This window comes from Limnohabitans sp. MORI2, from assembly GCF_027925025.1.
Lineage (GTDB): Bacteria > Pseudomonadota > Gammaproteobacteria > Burkholderiales > Burkholderiaceae_C > Limnohabitans.
Genome location: NZ_AP027058.1, coordinates 1,355,986 through 1,375,697, shown reverse-complemented (window position 1 = coordinate 1,375,697; position 19,712 = coordinate 1,355,986). Strand labels below are relative to the sequence as shown.

At 58.6% G+C, this 19,712-nt stretch carries 14 protein-coding genes; 9 read left to right on the top strand and 5 right to left on the bottom strand.

What is annotated here, in order from left to right:
• Positions 1–9: 9 nt before the first annotated feature.
• Positions 10–1,650, bottom strand: coding sequence for a 3-(methylthio)propionyl-CoA ligase (locus tag QMG27_RS06465; RefSeq protein WP_281810248.1), 1,641 nt, complete (start codon positions 1,648–1,650; stop codon positions 10–12).
• Between the two features lie 126 nt (positions 1,651–1,776).
• On the opposite strand from QMG27_RS06465, the gene QMG27_RS06460 reads away from it, so the two are divergent.
• The 7 genes from QMG27_RS06460 (at position 1,777) to QMG27_RS06430 (ending at position 8,046) form a co-directional block, all read left to right on the top strand.
• Complete coding sequence (locus tag QMG27_RS06460; protein WP_281810247.1) at positions 1,777–3,282, top strand: protein adenylyltransferase SelO; 1,506 nt, start codon at positions 1,777–1,779, stop codon at positions 3,280–3,282.
• Positions 3,279–3,683 (top strand): peptide-methionine (R)-S-oxide reductase MsrB, encoded by a 405-nt coding sequence (gene msrB, locus QMG27_RS06455; protein WP_281810246.1) that lies wholly within the window; start codon positions 3,279–3,281, stop codon positions 3,681–3,683. The genes QMG27_RS06460 and msrB overlap by 4 nt, the downstream gene beginning before the upstream one ends.
• A 14-nt stretch (positions 3,684–3,697) precedes the next feature.
• On the top strand, positions 3,698–4,243 hold the full coding sequence (locus QMG27_RS06450) for a septation protein A (protein WP_281810245.1): 546 nt from the start codon (positions 3,698–3,700) through the stop codon (positions 4,241–4,243).
• Positions 4,240–4,509 (top strand): BolA family protein, encoded by a 270-nt coding sequence (locus QMG27_RS06445; RefSeq protein ID WP_281810244.1) that lies wholly within the window; start codon positions 4,240–4,242, stop codon positions 4,507–4,509. Before QMG27_RS06450 ends, QMG27_RS06445 begins: the two co-directional genes overlap by 4 nt.
• A gap of 8 nt (positions 4,510–4,517) precedes the next feature.
• Entirely contained in the window at positions 4,518–5,300 is a 783-nt protein-coding gene (locus QMG27_RS06440; RefSeq protein WP_281810243.1) for a peptidylprolyl isomerase, read from the top strand.
• 63 nt (positions 5,301–5,363) lie between these two features.
• The gene (locus QMG27_RS06435) at positions 5,364–7,361 is read left to right on the top strand and encodes a U32 family peptidase (RefSeq protein WP_281810242.1); all 1,998 of its coding nucleotides are present in this window, start codon (positions 5,364–5,366) and stop codon (positions 7,359–7,361) included.
• Between the two features lie 16 nt (positions 7,362–7,377).
• Positions 7,378–8,046 carry an MOSC domain-containing protein gene (locus QMG27_RS06430; RefSeq protein ID WP_281810241.1) on the top strand — a complete coding sequence of 223 codons (669 nt, stop codon included), beginning with the start codon at positions 7,378–7,380 and terminating at the stop codon, positions 8,044–8,046.
• Between the two features lie 64 nt (positions 8,047–8,110).
• On the opposite strand, the gene purL is transcribed toward QMG27_RS06430, so the two are convergent.
• Positions 8,111–12,103 carry a phosphoribosylformylglycinamidine synthase gene (purL, locus tag QMG27_RS06425; RefSeq protein ID WP_281810240.1) on the bottom strand — a complete coding sequence of 1,331 codons (3,993 nt, stop codon included), beginning with the start codon at positions 12,101–12,103 and terminating at the stop codon, positions 8,111–8,113.
• A gap of 155 nt (positions 12,104–12,258) precedes the next feature.
• On the opposite strand from purL, the gene map reads away from it, so the two are divergent.
• The gene (gene map / locus QMG27_RS06420) at positions 12,259–13,071 is read left to right on the top strand and encodes a type I methionyl aminopeptidase (RefSeq protein WP_281810239.1); all 813 of its coding nucleotides are present in this window, start codon (positions 12,259–12,261) and stop codon (positions 13,069–13,071) included.
• 9 nt (positions 13,072–13,080) lie between these two features.
• Positions 13,081–15,678, top strand: a complete 2,598-nt coding sequence (locus QMG27_RS06415; protein WP_281810238.1) for a [protein-PII] uridylyltransferase — start codon at positions 13,081–13,083, stop codon at positions 15,676–15,678.
• On the opposite strand, the gene def is transcribed toward QMG27_RS06415, so the two are convergent.
• From def to QMG27_RS06400, 3 genes are read right to left on the bottom strand one after another with little or no spacing between them, the layout of a single operon-like run.
• A complete protein-coding gene (gene def / locus QMG27_RS06410; RefSeq protein WP_281810237.1) occupies positions 15,675–16,211 on the bottom strand; it encodes a peptide deformylase in 537 nt (178 codons plus the stop codon). The genes QMG27_RS06415 and def overlap by 4 nt on opposite strands.
• A 10-nt stretch (positions 16,212–16,221) precedes the next feature.
• Positions 16,222–18,363: an NAD-dependent DNA ligase LigA gene (gene ligA, locus QMG27_RS06405; protein WP_281810236.1), complete on the bottom strand. Its 2,142-nt coding sequence runs from the start codon at positions 18,361–18,363 to the stop codon at positions 16,222–16,224.
• Positions 18,364–18,380: 17 nt separating this feature from the next.
• On the bottom strand, positions 18,381–19,712 hold the full coding sequence (locus QMG27_RS06400) for a cell division protein ZipA C-terminal FtsZ-binding domain-containing protein (protein WP_281810235.1): 1,332 nt from the start codon (positions 19,710–19,712) through the stop codon (positions 18,381–18,383).

Below are 19,712 nucleotides of genomic sequence, written 5' to 3'. Positions count from 1 at the left end.
TTCTTGGTTTTAAGTGTTGGGCAGCTTGTAGTCTTTGAGCAGCTCGCGCAATTTGGTTTTGAGCATCTTGCCGGTGGCCCCGATGGGGATGGCATCGACAAACACCACATCGTCTGGGATTTGCCACTTGGCAGTCTTGCCTTCGTAGAAAGCCAACAACTCTTCGCGACTCACCTGTGCTTCTGGTTTTTTCACCACGGCCACGATGGGGCGCTCGTCCCACTTGGGATGCGCCACACCAATGCACGCGGCCATTGCCACAGCAGGATGCGCCACGGCGATGTTTTCAATGTCGATGGAGCTGATCCACTCGCCGCCCGATTTGATGACGTCTTTGCTGCGGTCGGTGATTTGCATGAAGCCATCGGCATCAATCGTGGCCACATCGCCTGTGGGGAACCAATCCAGGCCGTCTTTGTCTTTCACCAGCGGGTTGCCCTCGCCTTTGAAATAGTTGGCAACAACCCAAGGACCACGCACCAACAAGTCACCGTAGGCTTTGCCGTCGTGGGGTTGCTCCTCGCCAGCGTCGTTGACGATTTTCATGTCGACGCCGTAGATTGAGCGGCCTTGCTTCATCAACAACTTCATTTGCTCTTCTTTGGGCAACTTGAGGTGTTTGTTTTTCAAGGTACACAAAGTGCCCAGTGGGCTGAGTTCAGTCATGCCCCAGGCATGCAACACATCCACGCCGTAGTCCTCGCGGAAGGCGTCAATCATGGCAGGCGGGCAAGCTGAGCCACCAATCACGGTGCGCTTCAAGGTGGAGAACTTCAAGCCATTGGGTTTCATGTAGCCCAGCAACATTTGCCACACCGTGGGCACGCCAGCCGCATAGGTGACGCCTTCGTTTTCGATCATTTCATAGACGGATTTGCCGTCCATGCCTGGGCCTGGGAACACCAGTTTGGCGCCTGTGAGCGCGGCGCTGTAGGGGATGCCCCAGGCGTTGACGTGAAACATGGGAACCACAGGCAGGATCGAGTCGCGGGCAGAAATGGACATCACATCTGGCAGTGCGGCGGCGTAAGCGTGCAAGGTCGTCGAGCGGTGGCTGTACAAGGCAGCTTTTGGGTTGCCTGTGGTGCCGCTGGTGTAGCACATGCTCGACGCAGTGTTCTCATCAAACACAGGCCATGTATAGCGGGTGCTTTGTTGGCCCATCCAAGCTTCGTAGCTCACGAGGTTGGGGATGCCACTGTCAGCGGGTAGTTTGTCGGCGTCGCACATGGCCACCCACTGCTTGACCGTCGGGCACTTGCTGTGCACGGCTTGAATGATGGGCAAGAAGGTCATGTCAAAGCACAGCACTTGGTCTTCGGCATGATTGACGATCCAAGCAATTTGTTCTGGGTGCAAGCGAGGATTGATGGTGTGCAACACGCGGCCCGAACCACTGACGCCAAAGTAAAGCTCTAAGTGGCGATAACCGTTCCATGCGATGGTGGCCACCCGATCACTGAATGCCAGCTTCATGCCGTCGAGTGCATTCGCCACTTGGCGTGATCTACGAGCTACATCAGACCACGTATAACGGTGAATATCCCCTTCTACCCGTCGAGACACGACTTCGCTGTCGCCATGGTGTTTGTCTGCGAACTCAATCAAATTTGAGATGAGCAGCGGTTGGTTTTGCATCAAGCCGAGCATGGTGGTTCTCCTGGTGTTTTATGTTTTCGCACGATCGTGCTTTTTTGTTATTGTGCCAATACTTTCAAGCATTTGAGGATCACCCACAAAAAACCAGCCTATGGATAACCCGAGACAATGGCGACCATGTTTCATCGCCCTGCCATCCCTACTGTTGAGTTGCCTTGGCTAAGCGCCTCTGGCAATGCAGGCTTTGCAGCACTTGGCGCGTCATTTGCCACACCCACGTCCCCCACGCCATTGCCAGCACCTCATTGGGTTGGGTGCAATGACGCATTTCGGGCTCAGCTAGGTTTACCCAACGAACTTTGGCAACAGCAAGAGGTGCTTGAGTTGTTGACTGGCAACCGTGAGCCCGCGAACCATGCCACCTATGCCAGCGTATACAGCGGCCATCAGTTTGGGCACTGGGCTGGACAGTTAGGCGATGGCCGCGCCTTGAATCTGGGCGCAATACAAAGCCCCATTGGCTTACATGAACTGCAGCTCAAAGGTGCAGGCCCCACGCCTTATTCGCGCCGAGGCGATGGCCGCGCTGTGTTGCGCTCTAGCATCCGTGAGTTTTTAGCGAGCGAGGCCATGCATGGCTTAGGCATTTCCACCACGCGGGCCTTGTGCGTCACGGGCTCACCCGCCCATGTGCATCGCGAAGAAGTGGAGACCGCTGCTGTCGTGACCCGCATCGCCCCTAGCTTTGTGCGTTTTGGCCACTTTGAGCATTTCGCTGCCAATGGACAAATCGACGAACTACGCACCTTGGCAGACCATGTGGTGGCAGAGCACGTCCCCAAGTTGCAGGCCATGCAGGGTGCGCAACGCTATGTGGCTTTGTTGCACGAAGTCACGCAACGCACGGCGGCGTTGATGGCAGATTGGCAAGCCGTGGGCTTTTGTCACGGCGTGATGAACACGGACAACATGAGCATTTTGGGCCTCACGCTTGACTACGGGCCATTTCAGTTCATGGACGGATTTGACGCCAACCACATTTGCAACCACTCAGACCACCAAGGCCGGTATGCCTATGCGCGGCAGCCCCAAATCGCGTATTGGAATTTGTTTTGTCTCGGCCAAGCGTTGATGCCGTTGATTGACGAGCAAGGCCCCGCCTTGGCGGCTTTAGAGAGCTACAAGCAAGCGTTTCCTGAAGCGATGGACCAACGCATGCGCGACAAGCTGGGTCTGCAAGGGGCGCACGAAGGCGACCGTACGTTGGTCGAGGACCTGTTGCAAGCCCTGCAACAAGACCATGTGGACTACACCGTGTTTTGGCGGCGTTTGAGCATCGCCGTGCGCGAATCGGCGCACAGCAGCCATGCGTTTGAGCCGGTACGTGATCTCTTTCTTCACCGCGAGGTGTTTGATGCGTGGTGCACACGTTACCTCGACCGTTTAGGAGCAATCGACCGCCAAGCCACGGGAGACGCCATGTTGCGCACCAACCCCAAATACATTTTGCGCAACCATTTGGGCGAGCTGGCCATTCGCCAAGCGAAAGCAGGCAACTTTGCGATGGTGCAAGACCTGCTGCATGTATTGCACAGCCCTTTTGACGAACATCCCACTTACGAAACTTGGGCTGGCCTTGCGCCAGAATGGGCATCTTCTATCGAAATCAGTTGTTCTTCATGACGATTCACAAAACCGAACAAGAATGGCGTGTGTTGCTGGCAGCTAAAAACGCCGAGCCCGTGGCCTTTGCTGTCACACGCCAAGCCGCCACTGAGCGGCCATTCACAGGCAAGTACGAAGACCATTGGCAAAGCGGCAGCTACCACTGCATTTGCTGTGGTGCCAAATTGTTTGATTCATCCACCAAGTTTGATGCTGGATGCGGCTGGCCTAGCTTTCACACGGCCGCCAGTGCTGATGCCATTGCCGAGCGCAGAGACACCAGCCACGGCATGGTGCGTGTGGAAACGGTCTGCAGTCAGTGCGAGGCACACTTGGGCCATGTATTCGAAGACGGCCCTGCCCCCACGGGCTTGCGCTACTGCATGAACTCGGCTTCGTTAGACTTCGTGCCTAGCTAAGACATAAAGCACGTATGAAATTACTCCTCGATTTTTTCCCCATCATCCTCTTTTTCATCACCTTCAAAACTTGGGGAATCATGGCCGCCACTGCCGTGGCCATTGCGGCCACCGTCGTGCAAATTGGCTACCTCTGGCGCAAAAACGGCTTTGTGGAACCCATGCAGTGGGTCAGCTTGGGTGTCATCGTCGTGTTTGGTGGCGCAACCTTGCTCACCCAAGATGAAACCTTCATCAAATGGAAGCCTACGGTGTTGTACTGGCTCATGGGCGGCGCTTTGTGGGTGGGTCACTTCGTGTTCAAGCGTAATTTCATTCAACAACTCATGGGCGCACAAGTCACTTTGCCCGATCATGCTTGGGGTGTGTTGCTGCACAGCTGGGCTTGCTTCTTCACCGTGATGGGCTGCATCAACATTTGGGTGGCCAATCACTTTGACACCGACACTTGGGTGAGCTTCAAACTCTTTGGTGGTTTGGGGCTTATGTTGGTGTTTGTGGTGGCTCAAGGCATTTACATGAGTCGCTTCATGCAAGACCAGCCAGAGGACGGCGCATGACCATCACGGCACAGGCGCTGACACAAAAATTACAAGCGCGTTTAAATCCTGAGTTCGTGGAAGTTTTAGACGAAAGCGCTGCACATGCAGGCCATGCAGGCGCCAACGGCACAGGCTTTGGGACCCATTTTCGGGTTCGCATTCAAAGTGCCCTTTTCATTGGTAAATCGCGGGTTGCACGTCATCGCCTTGTGTATGATGCGTTGCAAGAATATATTGATCAAGGCTTGCACGCCTTGGCCATTGAAGTCATCGAACACACCTGAGACCTGACATGAAAAAACAAATGATTTGGACCGCTGTTGCTACTGCTGCCTTTGCCTGCTTGAGCATGGGCGCTTCGGCACAAAACATCGCCATCGTGAATGGCAAGGCTGTGCCCTCGACCCGTGTCGAGGCACTCAAGCAGCAAGTGGCTCGCTCTGGCCGTCCCATCACACCTGAGGTCGAAGCCCAAATCAAAGAAGAAGTCATTGCGCGCGAAATCTTCATGCAAGAAGCGCAAAAGCGTGGCTTGGATTCCACTGACGAATACAAAGCTCAAATTGAGTTGGCACGCCAAACCATTTTGATTCGCGAGTTGTTCGCTGAATTCCAAAAAACATCTGCGGTCACTGACGCCGATGTGCAAGCCGAATACGACAAATTCGTGGCAGCCAACGGTGGCAAAGAGTACCGCGCACGTCACATCTTGGTGGAAACCAAGGAGCAAGCTGAAGCCATCCTCGCCAGCTTGAAAAAAGGTGGCAAGTTTGAAGACATCGCCAAAAAGCAATCCAAAGACCCAGGCTCAGGTGCCAACGGTGGTGATCTCGATTGGGCGGCTGCTGGCAATTACGTCAAAGAGTTCTCTGAAGCCATGGTCGCTTTGAACAAAGGCCAAGTCTCTGCCCCCGTGCAAAGCCAATTTGGTTTCCACATCATCCGTTTGGACGATGTGCGTGAAGCGCAATTGCCCTCTTTGGAAGAGGTGAAGCCACAAATCGTGCAACAAATGACCCAACAGCGCATGGCTGCTTTCCAACAAGAATTGCGCGCCAAAGCCAAGGTCGAGTAATTCACCTTTGCCTCATGCACACAGCGGCCTTCGGGCCGCTTTTGTTTTTCAGATAATCGCACCATGTCCTTGCTCAACCACCAACTCGAACTGCTTGCCCCCGCCCGCGATGCAGACATTGGCATTGCCGCCGTTCACCACGGGGCCGATGCGGTGTACATCGGGGCCCCTGCATTTGGCGCTCGCGCCAGCGCGGGCAACAGCTTGCAAGACATCGAACGCCTGTGCAAAGAGGCGCACCGCTTCAACAGCAAAATTTTCATCACCCTCAACACCATCTTGCGTGACGACGAATTGGAAGACGCGCAAAAAATGGCGTGGGATGTCTACCGTGCAGGTGCCGATGTGCTGATCGTGCAAGACATGGCGTTTTTGGAAATGGACTTACCGCCCATCCAATTGCACGCCAGCACGCAAACCGACATTCGCACACCCGAGAAGGCGAAGTTCATGCAAGACGTGGGCTTTTCGCAAATCGTCTTGGCGCGTGAGCTGACGCTGCCGCAAATCCAAGCCATCCACGATGTGCTCGACATGGACCGCTGCAAGCTGGAGTTCTTCGTACACGGCGCTTTGTGCGTGGCCTACAGCGGCCAGTGCTACATCAGCCATGCGCACACAGGTCGCAGCGCCAACCGTGGCGACTGCAGCCAAGCCTGCCGCCTGCCCTATCACGTCACCGATGCACAAGGCCGCTTCATTGCCCACGACAAGCATGTGCTTTCGATGAAAGACAACAACCAAAGCGAGAACCTCGCCGCCTTGGTCGACGCCGGTGTGCGCAGCTTCAAAATCGAAGGCCGCTACAAAGACATGGCCTATGTGAAAAACATCACCGGCCACTACCGCGTGTTGATCGACGAGTTAATCGAGTCACGCCAATACTCAGCCGACCCCGAGCGCCCACCGTTGGCCCGCGCATCGAGTGGCAACACCACGCTGTACTTCACGCCCAACCCCGAGCAGAACTTCAACCGCGAATTCACCGACTACTTTGTGCAAGGCCGCAAAGAAGACATTGGCGCGTTTGATTCGCCCAAAAACCCCGGCATTGTGTTGGGCGAAGTCACGGCTACGGGCACGAACTGGCTCGAAGTCAAGCCTTACGACAAGGCGGCCGTGCTGCACAACGGCGATGGCCTGTGCTACTACGACCTGCAAAAAGAACTGGTGGGCGTGGCCATCAACCGCGCCGAAGCGACGGCCAAGAAAGGCGTGTGGCGCTTGTTCCCCAAAGACCCGATGGAAGGCTTTCGCGATTTGCGTGCAGGCATGGTCATCAACCGCAACCGCGACATGGACTGGGTGCGCGGGCTTGAAAAAACATCGAGCGAGCGCCGCATAGGCGTGTGGGCCGAGTTGGCAGAAACGCCGCAAGGCTTTGAGCTCAAACTCACCGACGAAGATGGCCACACGGCAGCCGCCGCCCTCTCCTGCCCCAAAGAACTCGCCAAAGACGCGGTGCGCAACGACGCCAGCCTGCGCGAGAACTTGGGCAAATTTGGCGCTACCGCGTTTGAAGTGCTCAATCTGCAACTCAATTTGAGCCAAGCGTGGTTTGTGCCAGCCTCGTCCATCAACGCTTTGCGCCGCGATGCGGTGGCGGCTTTGGAGCAAGCGCGTTTAGACGCTTACCAACGCCCCACACGCTTAGCCGCAGTGCAGCCCCCTGCGACCTACCCCGAAGACTCGCTCACCTACCTAGCCAACGTCTTCAACCAAAAAGCCCACGACTTTTATGCCAAGCATGGCGTGAAAGTGATTGAAGCTGCGTACGAAAGCCACGAAGAACTGGGCGAAGCCAGCCTGATGATCACCAAGCATTGCGTGCGTTTCAGCATGAGCCTATGCCCCAAGCAAGCCAAGGGCGTGACAGGGGTGCAAGGCACGGTCAAGGCCGAGCCGCTCATGCTCATCAACGGCAGCGAAAAACTCACCCTGCGCTTTGACTGCAAGCCCTGCGAGATGCATGTGGTGGGCAAGATGAAAAAGTCGGTGCTCAACCAACGTGTCAAAGAGATGGCCGAGTCACCCATCACGTTTTACAAAACACGCCCATGACGCAGCCTAGGCGCAAATGACTTCACCACGCAGCGCAACGGTTTCTATCTTCATTGGCCAAGTGCGCGCCTTGCCCGAAACGGGGCGCCCTACGGGCATGTACAAAACTGCCGTGCAATCGCCGATTGCTTTGGGTGTAAACGGCTTCGAAGGCGACCAACAAGCCGACCTGCGCGTGCACGGCGGGCCCGACAAAGCGGTGCACCTCTACCCCACACGCCACTACGCCCAGCTGGCTGCTAAGTTTGACGAAGCTGCAGCGTTGATGCAGCCCGGCAGCATGGGCGAAAACATCGCCACGCCCGACTTGGACGAACACGATGTGCGCCTAGGCGATGTGTGGCAACTCGGCACAGCGCTGATTCAAGTCTGTCAACCGCGCAACCCATGCTGGAAGATTGACGAGCGCTTTGGCGCAGACGGCATGGCCTTGTTCATCGACCAACACCTGCTCACCGGCTGGTACTGGCGCGTGCTGCAAACGGGTGTGGTCAATCCCACCGACACCTTGGTGTTGCACGAAGCTGCCAGCCACGCCCCGACCCTGCACCAAGCCATGACGCTGTGGCGTGAGCATCGACCGGATTTGGCTGCATTGTCGACCTTGGCCGAAACGCCAGGTATTGCCAAGGTCTGGCAAGACAAGATCAAGCAGCGTGTGATCTACTTGATGAAGCCAACCTAGCCCGTTCAAGCCCCCATAAAAAAACGCAGCGCTAAGCTGCGTTTTTCGTTTGTGCTGCGGCGTATTAGCCAACCCACTTACGCGCATTACGCCACATGCGCATCCATGGGCTAAACGCCTCGATGCCACCAGAGGCGTTCAAATCGGTCCAGCTCATTTGCACGTTGCGGAACACGCGCTCGGGGTGCGGCATCATGGCGGTGAAGCGGCCGTCGGCGGTGGTGACGGACGTCAAGCCACCGGCGCTGCCGTTGGGGTTGAACGGATAGGCCTCAGTGGCTGCACCGTGGTTGTCCACAAAGCGCATGGCGGGCAGCACTTTGGCGGCATTGCCGCGTTGGCTGAAGTTGGCAAAGCCTTCGCCGTGCGCCACGGCAATGGGCAAGCGCGCACCGGCCATGCCTGCGAAGAACAGCGAGGGTGACTCCAACACCTCCACCATGCTCAAACGCGCTTCAAAGCGCTCGCTTTGGTTGGTGGTGAAGCGTGGCCAGTCTTGCGCGCCAGGAATGATGTCGGCCAACTCGGCAAACATTTGGCAGCCGTTGCACACGCCCAAGCCAAAGGTGTCGGTGCGGGCAAAGAAGGCTTGCATTTGCGCCGACAGCGTGGGGTTGAACGTGATGGAGCGCGCCCAGCCAATGCCTGCGCCCAAGGTGTCGCCGTAGCTGAAGCCTCCGCAAGCCACCAAGCCTTTGAAGTCTTGCAGCTTGGCGCGGCCCGTTTGCAAGTCGGTCATGTGCACGTCGTAAGCGTCAAAGCCTGCGGCGGCAAAGGCGTAGGCCATTTCCACATGCGAGTTGACGCCCTGCTCGCGCAGCACGGCCACTTTGGGTTTGGCACCCACGTTGATGAAAGGCGCGGCCACATCGTCCAACACACCCGCTGGCAAATGCACATGCATGCCGGGGTCGGTGGGCACGCCTTTGCTGGCGTGTTCGGCGTCGGCGCAGGCAGGGTTGTCGCGCTGCTGGCAAATCTTCCAGCTCACGCTGTCCCACACTTGGTGAAGGTCGTGCAAGTAGGCGCTGAACACCTCTTTGGTGTCGCGCCACACGCTCACTTGGCCCTTGCCTTTGTCCACGGTCGACGACTCGGGGCGTGTGCTGCCCACAAAGTGGCTGTGTTTAGACAGACCATGCTCGCGCAGCACTTGCATCACGTCGTTGCGCTCGCTGCTGCGCACTTGCAAGACCACGCCCAACTCTTCATTGAACAAAGCTTGCAGGGTGAGCTCTTCACGACGGGCGCTGACTTGGGTGGCCCAGTTTTTCGAGTCGCCGTACTCGGCGCGGCTGTCGGTGATGCCGTCGCCCTCGGTGATGAGCATGTCCACATTCAGCGCCACGCCCACTTGACCTGCAAAGGCCATTTCGCAAACGGCGGCCATCAAACCACCGTCGCTGCGGTCGTGGTAAGCCAAGATCTTGCCCTGCGCACGCAAGGTGTTGATGGCCTTCACCAAGGCCACCAGCTCTTGCGGGTTGTCAAGGTCGGGCACTTGGTCACCCGCCTGGTTGAGCACTTGGCCTAACACGCTGCCGCCCATGCGGCGCTGGCCTTCGCCCAACTGCACCAAGACCAAGGTGGTGTCTTCGCTGGCGTCGAGCTGAGGCGTGAGCGTGCCACGCACATCGCCCAAAGTGGCAAACGCGCTGATGATGAGGCTCACAGGCGACGTGACTTTTTTGGTCTCACCGTGGTCGGTCCACTGCGTGCGCATGGACAAGCTGTCTTTGCCCACGGGGATGGAAATGCCCAAGGCGGGGCACAGTTCCATACCCACGGCTTTGACGGTGTCGTACAAGGCGGCATCTTCGCCCGCTTCGCCGCACGCGGCCATCCAGTTGGCGCTGAGCTTGACGCGGGGTAAATCAATCGGGGCCGCCAACAAGTTGGTGATGGCCTCGGCCACGGCCATGCGACCCGAGGCGGGGGCGTTCAAGGCGGCCAAGGGCGTGCGTTCGCCCATGCTCATGGCCTCGCCTGCGAAGCTTTGGTAGTCGGCCAAGGTCACGGCCACATCGGCCACAGGCACTTGCCATGGGCCGACCATTTGGTCGCGGTGCGTCAGGCCACCCACGGCGCGGTCGCCAATGGTGACGAGGAAACGCTTGCTCGCCACCGTGGGGTGGCTCAGCACTTGAATCACGGCATCTTGCAAACTCACACCCGTGAGGTCCATCGGGGCGCTGGTGCGCGCCACACGCTTGACGTCGCGGTGCATTTTGGGCGGCTTGCCGAGCAGCACATCCATGGGCATGTCCACGGGCTGCACGGCTGCGCCTTCGTCGGCCAACACCAGTTGGCGCTCTTCGGTCGCCACACCGACCACCGCAAACGGGCAACGTTCGCGCTCGCAGAAGGCTTTGAACTGGTCAAGCGACTCAGGCGCAATGGCCAACACATAGCGCTCTTGGCTTTCGTTGGACCAAATTTCTTTGGGGGCCAAGCCTGATTCTTCGAGCGGCACGGCGCGCAAGTCAAAACGTGCGCCACGGCCTGCATCATTGGTCAGCTCGGGGAAGGCGTTGGACAAGCCGCCTGCGCCCACATCGTGAATAGCGAGGATGGGGTTGGCCTTGCCTTGCGCCCAGCAATGGTTGATGACCTCTTGTGCACGGCGCTCGATCTCGGGGTTGCCGCGTTGCACCGAGTCAAAGTCCAGCTCAGCCGCATTCGTGCCGCTGGCCATGGAGCTGGCTGCGCCGCCGCCCATGCCAATGCGCATGCCGGGGCCGCCGAGTTGAATCAGCAAAGTGCCTGCGGGGAATTCAATTTTCTTGGTTTGTTCGCTGTCGATCACGCCCAAGCCGCCCGCAATCATGATGGGCTTGTGGTAGCCGCGTGTCACGCCGGCCACTTCTTGTTCGTACTCGCGGAAATAGCCGGTGAGGTTGGGACGGCCAAACTCGTTGTTGAACGCCGCGCCACCCAAGGGGCCGTCGATCATGATTTGCAAGGGGCTGGCCATGTGCGCGGGGCGGCCCAAATTGCTGTCCCACAGCTTGGACACGGTAAAGCCGGTCATGCCCGCCTTGGGCTTGGAGCCACGGCCTGTGGCGCCCTCGTCACGAATCTCGCCGCCGTTGCCGGTGGATGCGCCGGGGTATGGCGAAATGGCGGTGGGATGGTTGTGGGTTTCGACCTTCATCAACACATGGTTGGTGGCAGCCACTTTTTCGTACTGAGGCAGGTCTTTGCCGTTGTTCACGGCCACAAAACGCTGCACGGGGTTGCCTTCCATGATGGAAGCGTTGTCCGAATACGCCACCACCGTGTATTGCGGGCTGGTTTTTTCAGTATGGCGAATCATGCCAAACAGGCTGTGAGGCTGCGCCTCACCGTCGATGGTGAACTCGGCATTGAAAATTTTGTGGCGGCAGTGCTCGCTGTTGGCCTGCGCAAACATCATCAGCTCCACATCGGTGGGATTGCGTTTGAGTTGCGTGAAAGCGTTGACCAAATACGCAATTTCGTCCTCGGCCAAAGCCAAGCCCCAGCGGGTGTTGGCGTCGCGCAGCGCGGCTTCGCCACCGCCCAGCACATCCACTTGCTCCATCGGCGCGGGGTGCAGCTCGGTAAAGAGGCCCAAGGCCTCGTCACGCGCGGGCATGACGGACTCGGTCATGCGGTCGTGCAACAGGTCGGCCACTTGAGCGAGTTGCTCGGGGCTCAGCGCTGCTTTGCTCAGCAAGCCGTCCTTGAGCTGCACTCGGAACTCGGTGATGCGCTCCACGCGTTTGATGGGCAAACCGCAGTTGTGCGCAATGTCGGTGGCCTTAGACGCCCAAGGCGACACCGTGCCCATGCGGGGCGTGACCACCAACAACACACCGTCTTGGCTACCGTGGGCCGGCTCGCCGTAGGTCAGCAAAGCTGCCAAGGTTTTTTGCTGCTCGGCACTCAGCGCGTCGACGCTGGCGACCAAGTGCACATGGCGGGCGCTCAGGCCTTGAATGCTGGGCGCAATCGCAGCCAAACGTGGCAAAAGTTGTTGAACACGGAAGTCGCTGAGGGCGTTGCCGCCTTCGAAAATGCTGATGTGCAGAGACACGGAGGGCCTTGAGATAGAGACAGAAATCAATTCATGCCGGGCCGCTGACTGGGGCTGGTCGGCAAAGGCTAGATTTTACGTGGCTACCGAAGGTGTTTTGTACACAATTCAGCCCCAGAAGCAGGTGTTTAGCTGCGGATGGGATAATCCAATCCATGACCATTTCCATCAAAGACGCCCAAGGCGCACAAGGCATGCGCATCGCGGGCAAGCTGGCCTCCGAAGTTCTCGATTTCCTCACCCCGCATGTGGTGCCTGGCGTGACGACCAACCAGCTGGACAAGCTGTGCCACGACTACATCGTGGATGTGCAAAAAGCCATCCCAGCGCCGTTGAACTACGACCCATCGGGCAACAACCCCTATCCCAAGTCGATCTGCACATCCATCAACCACCAGGTATGCCACGGCATTCCCAATGACAAGGCGCTGAAAAAAGGCGACATCGTCAACATCGACATCACCGTCATCAAAGACGGCTGGCATGGCGACACTAGCCGCATGTTCATCGTTGGCGAGGCCTCTATTGCGGCCAAGCGTTTGTGCAAGCTCACCTACGAAGCTATGTGGCATGGCATCGTCAAGGTCAAGCCCGGTGCACGTTTGGGTGACATTGGCTTTGCCATTCAGCGCTTTGCTGAGAGCAACGGCTGCTCGGTGGTGCGCGAGTTTTGCGGTCACGGCATTGGCCAGGTGTTCCACGAAGAGCCGCAAGTGCTGCACTACGGCAAGCCCGGCACTGGCGAAACATTGCAAGAAGGCATGACCTTCACCATCGAGCCCATGATCAACGCGGGCAAGAAAGACATCAAAGAGTTGGGCGACGGTTGGACCATCGTCACACGCGACCACTCGCTCTCCGCCCAGTGGGAACACACCATCCTCGTCACGCCCACGGGCTACGAGGTGCTGACCCTCTCTGAAGGCAGCCCCGCCCTGCCCGACTTTGTGACCACTACCTGCTGTTAAGCACCCGCGATGAACGCCTTGGCTAATCTGTACCGAAAGGACAAGGCGGCTTTGCTGCTGGCCGCGTCCGGCTCAACCACCCCTCGTAGCGTCAACAACTTGTTGCACAAGCTGTGCAACATGACCGACACCACCTTGCGTACGCTGTGGGACGCGGCAGGCTTTGACAACAACTTTTGCCTCGCTGCAGTGGGTGGCTATGGCCGTGGCGAGTTGTATCCGTACTCCGACGTGGATGTGCTCTTGCTCATGCCCGATGGCACTTCGCCTGAAAAAGACGAGCATCTCAAAGCGCAGATTGAAAAATTCATCGGCAGCTGCTGGGACACAGGTTTAGAAATTGGCTCTAGCGTGCGTACCGTCACCGAGTGCGTGCAAGAAGCTTCGGCCGACATCACCGTGCAAACCTCGCTCTTGGAAGCGCGTTTTTTGGTGGGCAGCGTCAAGCTGTTCAAAACCTTCCAAAAGCATTACGCGATCGCGTTAGACCCCAAAGCGTTCTTTGTGGCCAAAACCGCTGAGATGCGCCAACGCCACGCCAAGTTTGAAAACACGCCTTATTCGCTGGAGCCAAACTGCAAAGAATCACCCGGTGGCCTGCGCGACTTGCAAGTGGTGTTGTGGGTGGCCAAAGCCGCAGGCTTGGGCGACAGCTGGGAGAGTTTGGGACGCAAAGGCTTGGCCACCGATTTTGAAGTCAAGCAGCTCAAGCGCAATGAAGATGCCTTGGCCCTCATCCGCACCCGCTTGCACTTAGCGGCCAAGCGCCGCGAAGACCGTTTGGTGTTTGACATGCAGCACGCCGTGGCGCAGAGCTTGGGGCTGGGCAACGACGATGAAGGCAACTTCAACGCCCGCGTTGCCAGCGAAGCGCTGATGAAGCGCTACTACTGGGCTGCCAAAGCGGTGACGCAGCTCAACCAAATTTTGTTGCTCAACATCGAAGAGCGCCTGAGCAGCAACCAACACACCTTGCGCCCCATCAACGAGCGCTTTGCCGACAAGGCCGGCATGCTTGAAGTGACGAGCGACGACGTCTACCAAAACAACCCCCACGCGATTTTGGAAACCTTCTGGTTGTACGAAAACACGGTGGGCATCAGCGGCTTATCGGCACGCACCCTGCGTGCGCTGTACAACGCCCGCACGTTGATGGACGGCAAGTTCCGCGCTGATCCGGCCAACCGTGAGATGTTCATGCGCATCTTGCAAGCGCCCAGCGGCATGACGCACGCCATCCGTTTGATGAACCAAACCTCGGTGCTGGGTCGCTACCTGTGGCCTTTCCGTCGCATCGTGGGGCAAATGCAGCATGACTTGTTTCACGTCTACACCGTAGACCAACACATCCTCATGGTGCTGCGCAATGTGCGCCGCTTTTTCATGGCCGAGCATGCGCACGAATATCCGTTTTGCTCGCAACTCGCGGCCGGCTGGGACAAGCCTTGGATTTTGTTTGCCGCTGCTTTGTTCCATGACATAGCCAAAGGCCGTGGCGGGGACCACTCGCAACTCGGCCGTGGCGAAGTGCGCAAATTTGCACGCGACCATGACTTGAGCAAAGAAGACGGCAAGCTCATCGAGTTCTTGGTGGGTGAACACTTGACCATGAGCCATGTGGCGCAAAAGCAAGACCTGAGCGACCCCGATGTGATTCAAGCCTTCGCCAAGCGTGTGGGTAATGAGCGCAACCTCACGGCTTTGTATTTGCTCACCGTGGCCGACATTCGCGGCACCAGCCCCAAGGTGTGGAACGCTTGGAAAGGCAAGCTGCTGGAAGACCTCTACCGCTACACCGCCCGTGTGCTGGGTGGACGCGCCCCTGATGCCGATGCGGCAGTGGAGCAACGCAAGACCGAAGCCCTCACCATGCTCGCCTTGTATGCCTTGCCGTTCGAGGCCCATAAAGATTTGTGGGAAACCTTGGATGTGGGCTACTTCATGCGCCACGATGCGGCTGACATTGCGTGGCACACCCGCCAGCTCTCGCGCAGCTTGTCGGTGGCCAAGTCGCAAGACAAGCCTATGGGCGTGACCGTGCGCGCACGCTTGTCGCCCGTGGGCGAAGGCTTGCAAGTGATGGTGTACTCGCCCGATCAGCCCGATTTGTTTGCCCGAATTTGCGGCTACTTTGACCAAGCGGGTTTCAGCATTTGGGATGCCAAAGTGCACACCGCCACGAATGGCTACGCGCTGGACACCTTCCAAGTGGTGAGCGGCCATTTTGAAGAGCACTACCGTGATCTCATCAACTTGGTGGAAACTGGTTTGAGCGAGGCGATCAACGAAGCCAAACCTTTGCCTGCGGTTGGCAAAGGCCGCCAATCTCGCCGCGTGAAGAGCTTCCCCATCGCGCCGCGTGTGACTTTGCAACCTGACGAGCGTGCACAAAAGTGGTTGCTCAGCATCAGTGCCAGCGACCGTGTGGGCTTGCTCTACAGCGTGGCGCGTGTGTTGGCCAACCACAAGGTGAACTTGTTGCTGGCCAAAATCAGCACCTTGGGCGAGCGGGTGGAAGATACGTTCTTGATTGACGGTGCGGCTTTGCAGCAAAACAAAGCACAGCTGGAGATTGAGACAGAACTATTGGCCGCCTTGCAGGCTTAATCGTCTGCGTCATCCAAGCCCGGAAACAACACCTCGGTATAACCAAAGCGCGAGAAGTCACGCACCCGCATGGGGTACAGCTTGCCAATCAGGTGGTCGCACTCGTGCTGCACCACCCGCGCATGAAAGCCCTCTACCGTGCGGTCAATGGGTTGGCCTGTCTCGTCAAAACCTTGGTAACGCAAATGTTTGAAACGTGGCACAACGCCGCGCAATCCCGGCACGGATAAGCAACCTTCCCAGCCCTCTTCTTCCTCATCCCCAATCGGGGTGAGGACGGGGTTGATGAGCACGGTGTAAGGCACCACCGGCGCATCGGGGTAGCGTGGGTTGACCTCGCCCGAGCCAAACACCACCACTTGCAAATCGACACCAATTTGCGGCGCTGCAAGGCCTGCACCATTGGCGGCTTGCATGGTGTCGTCCAGGTCTTTGAGCAACGCATGCAACTCAGGCGTGTTGAATGCAGTTACCGGCTGAGCTATGCGCAACAAGCGGGCATCGCCCATTTTCAAAATCTCGCGAACAGCCATTGTGTTTCCCTCAAGCTGCGCTGGGCGCCGCACCGCCAGACTCGGCCACCAATGCCAAGAGCCCCGCTTCGTCTAGCACTTTGATGCCCAGCTCTTGCGCTTTGTCGAGCTTGCTGCCCGCCTCTGCCCCAGCCACCACGCAATGGGTTTTCTTGCTCACACTGCCTGCCACTTTGGCGCCTAGGGCTTCGAGCATGTCTTTGGCTTGGTCGCGGCTCAGCGTAGGCAAGGTGCCAGTCAGCACAAAGGTTTGGCCAGCCAGTGGCAGGCTTGCTCCTTCGGTGGGTTCGCCCTCTGTCCACGTCACGCCACAAGCACGCAGCTGCTCCACCACCTCGCGGTTGTGGGGCTGGTCAAAGAAGGTGCGAATGCTTTGCGCCACGATGGGTCCGACATCGGCCACTTGCAGCAATTGCTCCAGCGTGGCATCCATGATGGCGTCCATCTTGCCGAAGTGGCGTGCCAGCTCTTTCGCCGTGGCCTCGCCCACGTGGCGAATACCGAGGCCAAACAAAAAGCGCGGCAGCGTGGTTTGCTTGGACTTTTCAATGCTGGCCAGCACGTTGTTGGCCGACTTTTCGGCCATGCGCTCTAAGTTGACCAAGGCGGTAAAGCCCATGCGGTAGAGGTCGGGCAAGGTTTTGATGACGCCGGCGTCTACCAGCTGATCCACCAGCTTGTCGCCCAAGTCTTCAATCTCCACCGCGCGGCGATGCGCGTAGTGCAGGATGGCTTGCTTGCGCTGGGCGCTGCAAAACAGCCCGCCCGTGCAGCGATAGTCGGCCTCGCCTTCTTCGCGCACGGCCACGCTGCCGCACACGGGGCAGCTGTGAGGCATGGTGAAGATTTGCGCGTCTTGCAAGCGTTTTTCAGGCAGCACCGACACGACTTCGGGAATCACATCGCCCGCGCGGCGCACCACCACGGTGTCGCCCACGCGCACGTCTTTGCGGCGGGCCTCGTCTTCGTTGTGCAAGGTGGCGTTGGTCACGGTCACGCCACCCACAAATACGGGCGCGAGCTTGGCCACAGGTGTGAGTTTGCCGGTGCGGCCCACTTGCACTTCAATGGCTTGCACAGTGGTGAGCTGTTCTTGCGCGGGGTATTTGTGCGCGACGGCCCAGCGGGGTTCGCGGGTGACGAAGCCCAGCTGACGCTGCGCGGCCAAGCTGTTGACCTTGTAGACCACGCCGTCAATGTCAAAAGGCAAGGCATCACGCGCTTGCCCCATGCGTTGGTGAAAGTCCACCAAGCCCGCCGCGCCTTGCACACACGCGGTTTGCTCGGCCACGGGGAAGCCCCAGGCTTTCAAAGCCATGAGCAAGTCGTAGTGGGTGTTGAACACGGGGCCACCGTCTTCGGCGGGCGTGATGTCACCCAAGCCATAGGCAAAGAAGCTCAAGGGGCGCTGTGCGGCAATGGCGGGGTCGAGCTGACGCACGGCTCCGGCTGCGGCATTGCGCGGATTCACAAAGGTTTTTTCGCCCTTTTCGCCTGCGGCGATGCGGGTGCGTTGGCGCTCGTTGAGGGCCTCAAAGTCGGCGCGGGTCATGTGGACCTCGCCGCGCACTTCCAGCACGGCAGGCGCGTTGGCTGGCAAGCGCAGCGGGATTTGGCCAATGGTGCGGATGTTTTGGGTCACGTCCTCGCCGGTTTCGCCATCACCTCGGGTGGCGGCTTGCACCAGCACACCGTGTTCGTAGCGCAGGCTCATGGCGAGGCCGTCAAACTTCAGCTCGGCCACGTAGTCCACTGCGGGCTCGGCATCGCTCAAGCCCAGTTCTTTGCGGATGCGGGTGTCAAAGGCTTCAGCGCCGCTGGCTTCGGTGTCGGTCTCAGTGCGAATGCTGAGCATGGGCACGCGGTGCGTGACCTTGGCAAACGCGTCCAAGGGCTTGCCACCCACGCGCTGGGTGGGTGAATCGGGGGTGAGCAGTTCGGGGTATGCCGCTTCTAATGCTTGAAGCGCTTTGAACAAGCGGTCGTATTCGGCATCGGGGATGGTGGGCGCGTCCAGCACGTAGTACTGATGGCCGTGGTGGTGAAGTTGCTTGCGCAAGGCGGCGGCTTGCGCAGCGACGTCGCCTTGCTGGGCATCGCCGCCACCATCGGAGTTAGCGGCAGAGCCGCTAAATAAGTCAGCGGTGCTCATGCTGCCTGACCTTTGAATTAGCTGAACAAGCGACGCGCTTGCGGCGAGCCTGCCGACAAATCACGCGCGTCGAGTGTGTCGTACAAGGCCATGAGGTCGCGGGCAATGGCACTGATGGCCGCCTCAGACAAGGCTTGGCCGTTGTCGTCTGAAATGGCGCCATCCATCACACGCGCCAGTTCATAAGCGGTTTGAATCATGCGGGCATACGGCTCTTCTTTGCGATCCACTTGCGGCACATCGAGTGACAAGGTGAGCTCATAAATGGCCGATTGCGTGGGGTCTTCCGACATCGCAGCTTGCGAGTCAAAGGTGAGCCCCAAGATGGGGGGCAAGCCTGCCGTGGGTGCAGGCACCACCATGCGGCCTGGCAACACACCGGCAATAAAGCCCAAGCGTGCCGCGTTTTGCTGCACGTAGCCTGGGCTCCAAGCGGCTTTGGTGGCCTTCAAGGTGAAGCTCAATTGCGCGTCATGTGCGCTGGCAAAACTGTCGAGTTCGCGAGCACGGGCCACTTCTTCCAGCATGTCTGGAAATTCAGGCGCGGCGTTGATGGCATCGGCAAATGCTTGTGTTTTGGTGACGAACTCGGAGAACTCGATTTCATTCAAGGGGCCGGTACGGTTGGCCAGCTGCACGCCCGACTGGAACGCGCTGTAACGCTGACCGTGGCGGGGTAGCTCCCAAAGACCAGTATCCGCGTTGAGGCCTTCCACACTGAACAGTTTGCTACCCACGCGGCGCGTGGCGGGCAAGGCTGCCAAAGCTGCATCGCCAAAGATGGGGCTGTCAATTTCGATGGCCGCGATGACATCGATCAGGGCGTCAAGGGCGGGACGCTTTTCGGGCGGGGGCAAGTCAGAGGTGGCGGAGGCCATGACCTTGGCCACACTGGGAGCAGTTGGCGCCACCTCGGGCGCTTGGCTTGCTTGCTGAGCGGCGCGCTCTGCCGCAGCTTTCGCCGCAGCGGCTTTGGCTTCGGCGATGCGAGCCAGTTCAGCTTCATCCGGCACGCGTTGGGCGTGAGCCGTGGCCTCTTCCATCATGCTGCGGGCCATGTCACTCACGGGGTCTAGGCCGCCGCTGGTTTCATAGGTGGGTGCAATGCTGCTGGGCGTTGCCAATGCCTCGGGTTCGTGATGAGGTTCGAAACTCACAGGCACATCAAATGACGGCTCTTGCGGCTGGCCATAGTCGGGCGCGTAGGCCGCAGGCTCGATGCTTTTGTCTTGTGGCAGCGGCTCGGCCTGACGGGGCTTGTTTTTACGCGATGTCCATGTGCTGTGTGCCACCACACCCGCCAAGACCACGCCGCCTGCAATTGCTAAACCAATTTGAAGAGTACTCAT